This window comes from Methylobacterium aquaticum (genome assembly GCF_001043915.1).
Lineage (GTDB): Bacteria > Pseudomonadota > Alphaproteobacteria > Rhizobiales > Beijerinckiaceae > Methylobacterium > Methylobacterium aquaticum.
The window spans coordinates 1-12299 of record NZ_LABX01000007.1 but is presented as its reverse complement, the minus strand read 5'-3'; the positions used below and the strand labels follow the sequence as shown (position 1 = coordinate 12299).

The window sequence follows — 12299 nt, the reverse complement described above, 5'->3', positions numbered from 1 at the left end:
GGCAAACATGGTCTAGATCGGGGACCCCGCCGTCCCGGACCGTCCCGTCGTTGCAGATCTACCTTCCGATTGCCGAGATGCCGGTCAGCGTCCTGGTCCTGATCGGGCTCGGCGCGGCGGTCGGCTTCGTGTCGGGGCTGTTCGGCATCGGCGGCGGCTTCCTGATGACGCCGATCCTGATCGTCATGGGGATCCCCCCGGCGGTTGCCGTCGCGACCCAGACTGCCCCGATCGTCGCTTCCTCGGCCACCAGCGTCCTGGCGGCGTTCCGGCGCAACGCCCTCGACCTGCGGCTCGGCGTCGTCCTGGTCCTCGGCGGCTTCGTCGGCACCAGCCTCGGCGTCTGGTTCTTCGCCGCGATGCGGCGGGCCGGTCAGCTCGATCTCGTCATCACGGTCGCCTACGTCACCCTGTTCACGGTGGTGGGCGGGCTGATGCTGGCCGAGAGCGTCCGCAGCACCTGGGCGCGGCATCGCGGCCGGCCCCGCCCGCCGCGGCTCGGCGGCGACCATGCCGCCTACATGGCCTGGCCGCTGCGGATGCGCTTTCCGCGCTCCCGCCTCTATGCGAGCGTGATCCCGATCCTCGGCCTCGCCCTGTTCGTGGGCTTCGTCGGGGCGGTGCTGGGCATCGGCGGCGGCTTCATCCTGGTCCCGGCTTTGCTCTACCTGATGCGAGTGCCGACCGGCGTGGTCGTCGGGACCTCGCAGTTCCAGATTCTGTGCACCAGCTTCGTCGCGCTGGTGCTGCACGCGGTGCAGAACCAGGCGGTCGATATCGTGCTGGCGGTGATCCTGATCGTCGGGGGCGTGTTCGGGGCGCAGTTCGGCGCGCGGGCCGGGCGCAACTTGCGCTCGGAGTATTTTCGGTTCCTCCTCGCCATCCTGGTCCTGGCGGTGGGCCTGCGCTTCGCGGTCGAGCTGATGCTGCGCCCCGAGGAGCCGTTCTCGATCGTGGTCCAGGAGACGCGCTGATGCGCGTGCGCCTCGCGGTCATTCTGGGCTTCCTCGCCGTCATTCTGGGCTTCCTCGCCATCAGTCCGGCCTCGGCGGAATCCCTGGTGGTCAGCCTGTCCTTCAACCGCCTCGCGGTCACCTCGACCTATACCGGCACCTCGGTGGCGGTGTTCGGCGCCATCGAGCGCGACGGGCAGGCCGGCGCGCGCTCGGGGGGCTATGACGTGGTCGTGACGATCCGCGGCCCGCGCCAGGCCCTGACGGTGCGCGAGAAGGCGGCCATGGGACCGGTCTGGATCAATCGCGCCCAGCAGAAATTCGCCGAGGTGCCGAGCTTCCTGGCGGTCCTGTCCTCGCGCCCGCTGTCCGAGATCGCCGACGAGGCGACGCGCCGCCGCCTGCGTCTCGGCCTCAAGGCCATCGTCGCGGCCCCCGACATGACTCTCGCTGCACCGGCGCCGGACGACCCCTTCCGCGAGGCCCTGCTGCGCCTGCGCCGGCGCGAGCGCCTGTTCACCGAGAGCGAGGCGGGGGTGCGGTTCCTGTCGCCCTCGGTCTTCCGCAGCACCGCACCGCTCCCGGCCACCGCGCCGGTCGGCGCCTACGACGTCGAGGTGCTGCTGCTCGCCGGCGGCGTGCCCCTGGCGCGGCACGAGGCGCGGTTCGACCTCGTCAAATCGGGCGTCGAGCAGAGCCTCGCGACGTTCGCCCGCGAGTGGTCGCTGGCCTATGGGCTTGCCGTCGGCGCGCTCGCACTCATCTCCGGCTGGCTCGCCAGCGTGATCTTCCGGAGAGACTGATGCCCCGCACCACGCTTCCCGCCGCCCTGGTCCTCGGCGGCGCGGGCCTGATCCCGTTCTTAGGCTTGAGCGCCCTGGTGATTCTGGGCCAGCCGCTCGCAGGGCTGGCGCCGCGCCCGCTGCTTGCGGCTTACGGCGCCGTGATCGCCTCGTTCCTCGGCGGCCTGCGCTGGGGCGCGGCCGCCGCCTCGCCCGAGGGGCGGGGGGCCGATTATGGCGTGTCGGTCATTCCATCGCTCATCGCCTGGGCGGCCCTGTTCGCGCCCGCGCCCTGGGACCTGCGGGTCCTTGGCGCCCTGGTCCTCGCCTGGGGCCTCGTCGACCAGGACCTGCCGCGGCGTGGGCTGGTGCCGGCGTGGCTCGGGCGGTTGCGGCTGGTCCTGTCGGGAGTGGCGGGGCTAACCTTGCTGGCGGCTGGGTTTTGGGGGACTGTTTAACATTCATTTGGCAATCGCCGGATCAGGGCATGCCGAAGGCGCCCCGCTCACGTGTGAAACCAACGGTCGTTGAAAACGACCTTTGGTTCCGTTCTCCGATTTTTGCTAAGCCTTTGGCTTAGTATCGAAAATTTGAGATGGTTCATCGGCCCGATGCGTCAGCATCTTGGGCCGAGGGTATGAGCGATCGGATCCACACGTCTTCTCTGAGAGCTTAATCCAAGCCACCCTCATCCCTTTCCCAAACGGGAGAGAGGACCCCGCTCGACGTGCATACGCCGTAGACTTCGACGATTGCTGTTCATTCCCGCGTCAGCATCGTCCGGCTGATCGCAAAAACCCGCCCATCCCCGATCAGGTGAGCCGTGAACCCGCCGGGGAAGAGCGTGTCGAACCTGTCCGAGCGCACGTTGAGCCCGCCGGTGAGCGCACCGAAGGCCGGCATCACCAGGCGCGTCGCATCGAGAACGAAGCAGCGCCGGCGCACGGCACGGCCGCGCATCGCCACCTTGCCGACCGGGTGGTAGTGGCCGGCCACCTCCCCGGTCTCGGGCGCGTCGGCGGGTTCGTGCCGGAGCGTCAGAGCGCCGACCGTCAGGGTGTCGGCGAAACGGCCGCCGATGCCGTCCTGAACCGCCCGGTCGTGGTTGCCGGAGATCCAGACCCAGTCACGGCCCTCCTGGAGGGTGGCGATCAGGGCGCGGTCGGCCACGTCGAGGCGGGCGGGCCCTTGGGCGTCGTGGAAGGAATCGCCGAGGCACACGACCCGGGCCGGATCGAGCCGGGCCAGCGCCTCGTGCAGGCAGGCCAGGGTCTCGCGGGTGTCGTAGGGTGGCAGGAACTGGCCCGAGCGGGCCGCATAGGCCGAGCCCTTCTCCAGGTGCAGGTCGGAGACCACGAGCGTCCGGTGCTCGGGCAGCCACAGGGCGCCGCTGAGGTCGAGGACGAGGGTTTCGCCCGCGAGCGTCACGCCCGGGGTCTTGGGGGTCTTCTCGAGCTTCAGCGACACGGCCACGATGATCGTCTTCCTGTGCCGGAGCGGGGCGGCCTCCGGTCTCGTCTGTGTCACGCCAGCGCCTCGCCGAGCAAAGCCGCCTCGGCCTCGGCCAGGATCTCGTCCGCCCCCTCGCCGTAGACACGCTCGCGCCCGATCTCGAGCATCACGTTCACGGCGAGCGGCGAGACCCGGTCGAGGGCCTTGTGGATGATTCGCCCCTGGATCCGCGCAAGCATCACACCGAGGCGGGCCACGTCGAGGAGTCCGGTTGCCGCATCCTGCCGCGCCGCCCGCAGCAGCAGGTGGCCGGGCTGGTGCTTGCGCAGCACGTCGTAGATCAGGTCGGTCGAGATCGTCACTTGCCGCCCTGTCTTGCGCTGGCCCGGATGACGGCGCTCGATCAGCCCGGCGATCACCGCGCATTGCCGGAAGGTGCGCTTCATCATCGCGGACTCGTCGAGCCATTCCTCCAGGTCGTCGCCCAGCATGTCCTCGGCGAACAGCCCGTCGAGGAAGGCGGGCTCGCGGGCGATGCGTTCCGACAGGTCGCGGGTGCCGAACACCGCCAAACCGTAATCGTTGGCGGCAAACCCCAAGGGCCGCATGCCGGCCCGCTCCAGCCGCCGGGTCAGCAGCATCCCGAGGGTCTGGTGGGCGAGCCGCCCCTCGAATGGGAAGCACGCGAGGTAATACCGGTTGGCGCGCGGGAAGGTCTCGACCAGGAGGTCGCGGGGGCCGGGCAGCACGGAGCGGCGGCGCTGCTGGGCCAGGTAGTCGGCGACCTGCGCCGGCAGCCGGTCCCACGCGACCGGATCGGCGATCAGCGCCCGCACCCGGGCGGCCAGGAAGGTCGAGAGCGGGAATTTCGAGCCGCCATAGCTCGGGATCGCCGGATCGGTGCCGGGAGGGCCGCGGGTGACCAGCGCCTCGTCCTCGTGCAGGCTCTCGAAACGCAGGATCTCGCCGGCGAACAGGAAGGTGTCGCCGACCGTCAGCGTCTCGGCGAAATCCTCCTCGATCTCGCCGAGCACGCGCCCGCCCGCCGGCAGCACGCTGCCGGGCTTGGCCCGGTTGCGCCGGGCGAGCCGGACCTTGACGGTGGTCGACTCGATGATCGTGCCGACATTCATCCGGTATGCTTGAGCGGTCCGGGCGTCGCGCACCCGCCACAGCCCGTCCGGCCCGCGCAGGATCTTGGCGAAGCGCTCATAGGCCCGGAGCGCATAGCCGCCGGTCGCGACGTAATCGAGGACGAGCAGAAAATCGTCCCGCGTCAGGTCGGCATAGGGGGAGGCGGCCCGCACCTCGTCGTAGAGATCGTCCTCGGAGAACGGGCCGGCGCAGGCCATGCCGAGCACGTGCTGGGCCAGTACGTCGAGGGCGCCGAGGCGCGGATCGGGCGTGTCCTGCGCCGCCTCCTCCACGGCATCGAGGGCGGCGCGGCATTCCAGCATCTCGAAGCGGTTGGCCGGGACGAGATACGCCTTCGACGGCTCGTCCATGCGGTGGTTGGCGCGGCCGATCCGCTGCATGATCCGGCTCGCGCCCTTCGGGGCGCCGATATTGATCACGAGGTCGACGTCGCCCCAGTCGATGCCGAGATCGAGGGTCGCGGTGCAGACCACGGCGCGGAGCAACCCCGCCGCCATCGCCGCCTCGACCTTCCGGCGCTGGGTCGCGTCGAGGGAGCCGTGATGGAGGGCGATCGGCAAGCCGTCGTCGTTGAGATTCCAGAGTTCCTGGAACGTGTATTCGGCCTGGAGCCGGGTGTTGACGAAGACCAGCACCAGCTTGTGCCGCCGGATCAGGTCGTAGACCGCCGGCATCGACGTATGCGCCGTGTGCCCGGCGAGCGGCAGGGTGCGGCCGGTCTCGAGCATGCGCAGGTCGGCCCGCGCTCCGCCCTCGACGGTGATGAGGTCGGCCATCGCCGCTTCCGGGACCTGCGGCACCAGGTAGCGGCGCAGCGCATCGGGCTCGCGCACCGTCGCCGACAGGCCGGCCGTGGCGAGGCCCGGCGCCAGGCGGTGCAGCCGGGCGAGGGCCAGGCTCAGGAGGTCGCCGCGCTTCGAGGTGACGAGCGCATGCAGCTCGTCGAGCACCACGCGCTTGAGGCCGCGAAAGAGGTCCGCCGCCTCGCGATGGGCGATGAGCAGCGCCAGCTGCTCGGGCGTGGTCAGCAGGATGTGCGGCGGGCGCGCGACCTGGCGGCTGCGCTTGTGCGACGGTGTGTCGCCCGTGCGGGTCTCGATCCGGATTCTTTGCTCCAGCCCGATCCCGGCGACCGGTGCGTCGAGGTTGCGGGCGATGTCGACCGCGAGCGCCTTGAGCGGCGAGATGTAGAGGGTGTGCAACCCGCCCTTGCCATCCGCCTCGGCCAGATCGACCAGGGTCGGCAGGAATCCCGCCAGGGTCTTGCCGGCCCCGGTCGGGGCCACCAGCAGGGCCGAGCGTCCGGCCTGCGCCGCCGCCAGCAGGGCGAGCTGGTGCGGCCGCGGCGCCCAGCCGCGCCCGGCGAACCAGGCCGCGAAGGCGGCGGGGAGGGCGGCGGTCTCGGAGGATGACCCGGGGGAGCGTTTCTTCGGCACGCCCCCGATGTAGCGCACGCGACCGTTTCGTGGGATGCCGGCGCCGCCGAACGTCGTCTCGCCAGCTTTTTCTCGGGAGAGCCAGCCGTGGGTCTCGAATGCACGCCCTGGATCACCCTCGACGAATCCGAACTGGAGGAAAGCTTCGTGCGCGCCTCCGGCCCGGGCGGCCAGAACGTCAACAAGGTCTCGAGCGCCGTCCAGTTGCGCTTCGACGTCCGCCGCTCGCCCTCGCTGCCGAACGCCGTGGCGATCCGCCTGATGAAGCTCGCCGGTCGGCGGCTCACGGCGGAGGGCGTCCTGGTGATCACCGCGCAGACCCACCGCACCCAGGAGCGCAACCGCGCCGAGGCGCGGGAGCGCCTGGCCGACCTCGTCCGCGAGGCCGCGGTGCCCCCGACCCCGCGCCGCCCGACCCGCCCGACGCTGGCATCGAAGAAGAGACGGCTGGAGGAGAAGGGCCGGCGTGGGGACGTCAAGAAACTCCGGGGCGGCAAGCCTGGAATGGACTGAGCGACGCGGGCAACTGCATCGTTCGCCGATCCCATGACGATTGCATCGACAATTATTCGTGAGGTCACACGACACGGCACGACGCTGGTGCTGGGCTTGCGCAGCGACGGTCTGGTGGCACCGCACCTGCGCCGCGGCGCGATGACCGGAGCGGCGTTCCTGACCTGCGTGCGGGAGGAGTTGGCGCCGACATTGCGCCCAGGCGACACGCTGATCCTGGACAACCTCCAAGCCCACAAGGTAGCGGGGGTGCGCGAGGCAGTTGCCGCGGTGGGAGCGCGGATCCTGTACGTTCCAGCCTATTCGCCCGACTTCAATCCGCTCGAGCAGGTCTTTGCCAAGATCAAGGAGTTGCTGCGCAAAGCGGCCGCGCGCAGCGAAGACGCTCTACACCGGACCATCCAGCGCATCTTGCGCTGCTTTAAGCCACGCGAGTGCCGCCGCATCATCGCAGCAGCCGGCTACGATGCAGACTGAGATGAAAGCTCTGCTATTTCTACTTGAACGGAAAATGCTCTAAGACAGTGAGCGGGCGGCGCGACCCACTCGAAACCTGTGATCGGGTCTGAGAAGCTCTCGCCCGCTGACGAGCCGAATGAATTAGACCGTTTTGCGGAGTGAGGCTGCCACAATAATCCCACTGGACTAGGCCCAAGCGCTAACGCTCGCAATTAGTATAACCCGTTAAACGGCGCCATTAAACTAATTTTTTACAGACGAGCACCAAATCCCCAAGTGTTGGCGCACCTTTTCCATTGTGGTCCTGTGTGCGTGAACGCCCCGTTTCTCGGAGGAACTGAACGTGCTGCGCTTATCCGATATGAGGATCATCACCAAAATCGGGATCCCACTGGTGATTGTGGCCACGGTTGCGTCAGGCATCGTTTACAAGGCGCATACAACGTTCGACGAACTCAACGGCCGAACTCAAGAAATCGTCGACGTTCAGGCAACCCGCCTAAGGAATGTCCTGTCAGTCCGTATCGGCGTCAATGAAGCCGCGGTGCAGGCCAGGAACACAATTCTTGAGCCCCGTGTATCGGAGCGCGACAAATTTAGCAAACGATTTGAGATTGCAGTTCGTGAGACATTCGAAGCGATCGACCAAAACTTAGCACTCGCGACAACTTCAGAGCGTAAGGCTGCGGTCGGGAACATCCGTCAGGCGATGGAGGAGTATGTCGCTGTCGCCTCGCAGTCGAACAAGGCCGCGCTCGCAAGCGATGATGCAACGGCAGCGAAGATCCTGCTCGGTGAGGGCAGCACTGCCCGAGAAAAAATTCGCGTTGCTGTACAAGATCGTATCGATGTACTGACTCGCGAACTGGCCAATGCGAAAATGGATGCGCAGGCGAAGGCGGAAAGCGCCACCCAAGTCTTAGTCGCGCTGGCAGCGCTAGGGCTGCTCGTGGCCCTGGGTCTCGCGCTCGGCATCGCCTATCTCGGGATCGTTCGCCCGAGCAAAAGGCTTGTTTCGGTCCTGCAACGTATGGCGGGCGGCGACATCGATGCTGACATCAAAGAAGCGTCCCGTCGCGACGAGGTCGGCCAGATCGGCAAGGCGGTTGAGGGTATCAAGGCGCTGGTCGCCCAGAAGGCGGCCGAGCAAGCTGAGATCAAGCGCATTGCCGAGGAGGCCGCGACGGTCGAGCGGCGTCGCGCCACTGTCGAACTCGCCGACGCCTTCGAGAAGTCGATCGGTGGCATTGTCGGCATGGTGTCGGCCTCCGCGACGGAGTTGCAGGCGACCGCCTCCACGATGACGGCGACTGCCACCGAGACTGCCTCGCAGTCCACCACCGTCGCCGCCGCAGCCGAGGAGGCCGCCTCCAACGTGAGCACCGTGGCAGCAGCTTCCGAGGAGCTAGGCGCCTCGGTGCAGGAGATCGCCCGGCAGGTGCAGGGCTCGGCCTCTCTCGCCAATACAGCGGTCAGCGAGGCGGATCACACTGCCCGCCTCGTCGACGAACTCACCGCCGCCGTCACGAAGGTCGGCGACGTGGTCGGGCTTATCTCCTCGATCGCCGGACAAACCAACCTGCTCGCCCTGAACGCCACCATCGAGGCGGCGCGCGCCGGTGAGGCGGGCCGAGGCTTCGCGGTCGTCGCTGCCGAGGTGAAGGAACTCGCCTCCCAAACCGCCCGGGCGACTGACGAGATCGGTGGGCACATCGGGCGCATCCAGGGGGTCACAGGTCAGGCGGTCTCAGCCATCGGTTCGATCACGGCACGCATCCGCGAGATCAACACGGTGACCACAACCATCGCCTCTGCCGTCGAGGAGCAGGGGGCTGCAACGCAGGAGATCGTGCGCAACGTTGCCCAGGCGGCCACCGGCACGGCCGAAGTAACGAGCAACATCGCCGGTGTCGCCCAGGCTTCGGAGGATACCGGCGCCGCGGCTAGTCAGGTGCTCGCCTCCGCCTCCGAACTCTCCCGTCAGTCCGAGCACCTCACGAGCGAGGTCCACCGTTTCCTCCAGTCCGTTCGGGCGGCCTGAGAGGCCGCCGTTGGGGCGGGGCGCCTACTTGGGATTGCCCCGTTTGGTTCTTGCTCACTTTGGGTGGATGGCGGTGGATCGCCTCGGGCCGATGATGGTCTGATCCGCCTCCCCATCGTGGGAGGCATGAACATTCCCTTCGCCATCTCCGAGTGCCGCGTTGCGCATCTCGTCGAACGACACGACGATCACCTCGTCGTCCCGGTGCGACTCGACGCAGGCACAGGCTGCTGCCCCGCGTGCGGGCAGGCGAGCCGGTCCGTCCATAGCCGCTACCACCGCCATCCCTCCGATCTGCCACTGTCGACATCGCAGACCAAGCTCCGCATCGAGGTGCGGCGGTTCTCCGGCCTCAACCCGACCTGCCGACGCCGCACCTTCGCGGAGACGCCTACAGACCTCCTCGCACCGCACGCCCGGCGTACGCGGCGACTGGGCGAGGCGCAGGCCAGGGTCGGCCTCGCCTGTGGCGGTGCAGGCGGCGCGCGTCTTCTCGCGCACCTCCACATGCCGGCAAGCCGCGCGACCGTGCTGCGGCTCGTCACCCGCATGCCGATGCCCGACGCGCCGGCTCCCATCCGGGTCGGCATCGACGACTGGGCGATCAGGAAGGGCAGCCGTTACGGCACGATCGTCGTCGACCTCGACCGTCACCGCGTCGTCGATCTCCTCCCGGATCGCACGGCACCCACGGTGGCCGGCTGGCTCGAACGGCACTCCGGCGTCGAACTCGTCGCCCGGGATCGCTCGACCGAGTATGCCCGAGGCGCAAGCCTCGGCGCTCCCAAGGCGCAACAGGTCGCCGATCGCTGGCACCTGCTCACCACCATGCGGCAAGCCGTCGAACGCTGGCTCCACGGCGCCTATGCCCGGTTGCGCAGCCTGCCGCTCCTCCCTGGCTCGACCGCTCGTCCCGCCAGGCGCGACCGCGCCTTTGCCCGCTCTACGACGGAGTTGGAAGCTGGCGCACAGAGCCGGATGCGATGGCAGGCCATCTACGACGAGGTCCGCCGTCGGCACGCCGGCGGGGAGCCCCTGCTCGCGATCGCCCGTGCCCTGGGGCTGGCTCGTGCGACGGTGCGCAAGTATGCCAGCGCCGAAGCGTTCCCGGCGCAGCTGCCTCACGGTGCCGGGCCGAGCCTGCTTGATCCGCACGTCGCATACTTGGCGGGACGGATCGACGAGGGCTGCGAGAACGCCATGGCCCTGTGGCGCGAGATCCGGGAACGGGGCTATCCAGGGACGAGCCGGCAAGTGCATCGCTTCGTCGCCGAGCGCCGGACGAGGCCGGTCCGATCAGGCCGCAAGGCCCGCAGTGCCAAGGCTTCCTCTTCGGAGCCGCCTGGATCGGAAGCCCCGTTGCCGCCAGCACGGCAGCTGGCGTGGCTGCTCGTGCAGCCGACCTCGGTGCTGGATGAGAGCGAAGCGGCTGTGGTGAGCCGCGTCGAGCAGGACGACACCGCGCGGGCCGTCACGGGACTGGCCCGCCGCTTCACCGCACTCGTGCGCGCCGCCGGGAAGAGCAAGCCCTTGGCCGATGATCAGGACGCCGCTGCAGACATCGAGGCTTGGATCACGAAGGCCCGGACCTGTGAGGCTTCTGCGAGTGCGACGTTCGCCTCGGGATTAGAGGCGGACAATCGCTGCCGTTCGGGCTGCTCTCATGGAGCCATGGAGTAGCGGCCAGGCGGAAGGCCAGGTCAACCGGCTCAAGCTCATCAAGCGCCAGTGCTACGGACGGGCAGGCCTCGATCTCCGGAAGCGCCGCATGGTTCTGGCCGCCTGATCCACGCAAAGTGAGCAAGAACCACAGAAACGGGGCAATCTCAATCCCACCCTCCCGCGACAGACCAGGATTGAGCGCCTATGACCCTCGTCTGACACCAGCACCGACGAGGGATCCCATGTCCGACATCCAGGCCCTCGCGGCCACGTTACGTGAACTGGCGAAGCCCGACATGAAGCGGAAGGATCTGATTGCGGCGGTCCGTGACCAGCATCCAAACGCCACGAAGAAGCAGATCGTGCGCGCCGCATTCTACGCGCTGACCCATGGTGTCGATGACGACCCGGAGCAGGCCCAGCATCTGCACGCCTTCGCGCTGACCGAGCGAACTGGCGATGAGCAGGATGCCCCGCCGCCCAAGAGGTCCGGCAAGAATGAGCGGTTCAAGGAGCGCGAGTCGGGGGGCCAGGAGGATCATCAGTGAGGACGTTCCGGCTGCATCGCGGCTGGCGCGAGCCGAACGGCCTTGTGACAGATCACGCCACGCTGGAACGGGTCATCAAGGCCGTTAGTGCCTCCGAGGCGATGAGTGCGGCCCTAGCCGAGGGGGACTTCGTGGTCAGCGACGACACCAATTTAGTGTGGCTCACCGACGATCAGGGTGCACTGGTATGGTCGCTGCGGCTGGACGACGAAAACGTGTCTCCAAGCCCCTGAGGTCGTGCGCACCTGCGTCTACAATGGGTGGAAACCGAACGTGACGGCGAAGCGCGAACTCTCCTTGGCAACGGCCTTCTTCGCTTTGCTGGCCGTGCTCGTTGTTGGCCTCATGCGCCCGCTCGATACAGTCGGATGGGCCTGCCTCGCGACCAGCGTTACCTTCGTCGTGCTCGGGTGCCTCGCTCTCTGGAAGGACAGCATGTCCGCAGCAAGCGAACCAGGTAGCTGGACCGTCGACCAGCCGTTCGGAGGTGACGTGACGGCGCTTGCTCCGACGGCAGTTGCTCCCGAGGAGCTTATCTCGGCTGCGCAAGCCGGCGAGCCAACGAATGAGGAGCGGGTCGTCCTGAAGACGACGATTGAGGCCCTTGTGGAGGCCGACGCGCTCGCCCCCGGCGAGGTCGATGTCATGCTGTTGTGGCGCGCCGCACAGCACGTTGATCCAGGGCGCCCAGTCGGCTCATTCGAGGCACTCTACGCGCTCGCGACCCTGCAGGAGTTTGGCCTGTTCGCACCGCGCCGCCTCGTCTTCGTACCAAGCCACACCGAGTACGACACGGCGCTGCTCGCTGAGATCACGGCGTCAGTGCTGATGGCACTTGGGCATGGCGTTGGCCCGGACGACGTGATCGTCGTGCTTCCGGGCGAGGGTGCGCAAGGCAGAGCCTCGATCACCTTCCCGCTCGATGGCCGTCGCGAGACGATCATGTGCGACTTCCTCTGGAAGTATCCGCCACCCGATCTTTGCGAGGCGCTCATAAATTTTCGTCGCGCCGACGATCCGCGGGAGGTTGTCTGTGCGGACGGCAGTCACGGGATGCTACTGCTTGCAGCGATCCGGCCGGGCAGCCTAGACGCGCTGAACCGGCGCTTTCCAGCGGAAGACCCGCTGTTCGGCCCGCCTTGAGCCATCGCCTCGGTTGGCACAAGCCGCATCCCGTTCCACCTGGTGGTGATCAGACAGGCTGCTATGGGTGGTTTTCGGAAGTTCCCATGGGCGGATCGTCTGTTAATGCGACAGCGCTCGCATGACATCGCTCACTAGAGCATTTTCCGTTCAAG

Annotated in this window: 11 protein-coding genes and 1 pseudogene; 10 read left to right on the top strand and 2 right to left on the bottom strand. The window is 67.8% G+C overall.

Features of this window, described 5'->3' with window-relative positions; all coding sequences use genetic code 11:
• The first annotated feature begins 50 nt into the window (after positions 1 to 50).
• The 3 genes from VP06_RS00870 to VP06_RS00860 are packed head-to-tail and all read left to right on the top strand — an operon-like array spanning position 51 to position 2193.
• Positions 51 to 974: a sulfite exporter TauE/SafE family protein gene (locus VP06_RS00870; RefSeq protein ID WP_048461937.1), complete on the top strand. Its 924-nt coding sequence runs from the start codon at positions 51 to 53 to the stop codon at positions 972 to 974.
• Positions 974 to 1756: a TIGR02186 family protein gene (locus tag VP06_RS00865; protein WP_082167082.1), complete on the top strand. Its 783-nt coding sequence runs from the start codon at positions 974 to 976 to the stop codon at positions 1754 to 1756. The genes VP06_RS00870 and VP06_RS00865 overlap by 1 nt, the downstream gene beginning before the upstream one ends.
• On the top strand, positions 1756 to 2193 hold the full coding sequence (locus VP06_RS00860) for a DUF3429 domain-containing protein (RefSeq protein WP_048461936.1): 438 nt from the start codon (positions 1756 to 1758) through the stop codon (positions 2191 to 2193). Before VP06_RS00865 ends, VP06_RS00860 begins: the two co-directional genes overlap by 1 nt.
• 301 nt (positions 2194 to 2494) lie before the next feature.
• Here VP06_RS00860 and pdeM read toward each other — a convergent pair whose 3' ends face one another.
• Together pdeM and VP06_RS00850 are read right to left on the bottom strand one after the other, a co-directional pair.
• Complete coding sequence (gene pdeM / locus VP06_RS00855; protein WP_048461985.1) at positions 2495 to 3208, bottom strand: ligase-associated DNA damage response endonuclease PdeM; 714 nt, start codon at positions 3206 to 3208, stop codon at positions 2495 to 2497.
• Between the two features lie 50 nt (positions 3209 to 3258).
• Complete coding sequence (locus tag VP06_RS00850) at positions 3259 to 5787, bottom strand: ligase-associated DNA damage response DEXH box helicase (RefSeq protein ID WP_048461984.1); 2529 nt, start codon at positions 5785 to 5787, stop codon at positions 3259 to 3261.
• 78 nt (positions 5788 to 5865) lie between these two features.
• On the opposite strand from VP06_RS00850, the gene arfB reads away from it, so the two are divergent.
• The 7 genes and pseudogenes from arfB (at position 5866) to VP06_RS00815 (ending at position 12144) form a co-directional block, all read left to right on the top strand.
• The gene (gene arfB / locus VP06_RS00845; protein WP_048461935.1) at positions 5866 to 6291 is read left to right on the top strand and encodes an alternative ribosome rescue aminoacyl-tRNA hydrolase ArfB; all 426 of its coding nucleotides are present in this window, start codon (positions 5866 to 5868) and stop codon (positions 6289 to 6291) included.
• A 33-nt stretch (positions 6292 to 6324) separates the two neighbouring features.
• On the top strand, positions 6325 to 6768 hold the full coding sequence (locus tag VP06_RS00840) for a transposase (RefSeq protein ID WP_082167080.1): 444 nt from the start codon (positions 6325 to 6327) through the stop codon (positions 6766 to 6768).
• 343 nt (positions 6769 to 7111) lie between these two features.
• Complete coding sequence (locus VP06_RS00835; protein ID WP_048461934.1) at positions 7112 to 8791, top strand: methyl-accepting chemotaxis protein; 1680 nt, start codon at positions 7112 to 7114, stop codon at positions 8789 to 8791.
• A 126-nt stretch (positions 8792 to 8917) separates the two neighbouring features.
• Positions 8918 to 10577 (top strand): annotated as a pseudogene (locus VP06_RS00830) (ISL3 family transposase).
• A 118-nt stretch (positions 10578 to 10695) separates the two neighbouring features.
• On the top strand, positions 10696 to 11001 hold the full coding sequence (locus tag VP06_RS00825; RefSeq protein ID WP_048461933.1) for a hypothetical protein: 306 nt from the start codon (positions 10696 to 10698) through the stop codon (positions 10999 to 11001).
• Positions 10998 to 11234 (top strand): hypothetical protein, encoded by a 237-nt coding sequence (locus VP06_RS00820; protein WP_048461932.1) that lies wholly within the window; start codon positions 10998 to 11000, stop codon positions 11232 to 11234. Before VP06_RS00825 ends, VP06_RS00820 begins: the two co-directional genes overlap by 4 nt.
• A 40-nt stretch (positions 11235 to 11274) precedes the next feature.
• A complete protein-coding gene (locus tag VP06_RS00815) occupies positions 11275 to 12144 on the top strand; it encodes a hypothetical protein (RefSeq protein WP_048461931.1) in 870 nt (289 codons plus the stop codon).
• The last annotated feature ends 155 nt before the right edge of the window (positions 12145 to 12299 follow it).

Bases quoted from the DNA above. Each gene is read 5' to 3' on its own strand.
- VP06_RS00865 (WP_082167082.1), top strand. From the start codon at position 974: ATGCGCGTGCGCCTCGCGGTCATTCTGGGCTTCCTCGCCGTCATTCTG.
- VP06_RS00860 (WP_048461936.1), top strand. From the start codon at position 1,756: ATGCCCCGCACCACGCTTCCCGCCGCCCTGGTCCTCGGCGGCGCGGGC.
- VP06_RS00840 (WP_082167080.1), top strand. From the start codon at position 6,325: ATGACGATTGCATCGACAATTATTCGTGAGGTCACACGACACGGCACG.
- VP06_RS00835 (WP_048461934.1), top strand. From the start codon at position 7,112: ATGAGGATCATCACCAAAATCGGGATCCCACTGGTGATTGTGGCCACG.
- VP06_RS00825 (WP_048461933.1), top strand. From the start codon at position 10,696: ATGTCCGACATCCAGGCCCTCGCGGCCACGTTACGTGAACTGGCGAAG.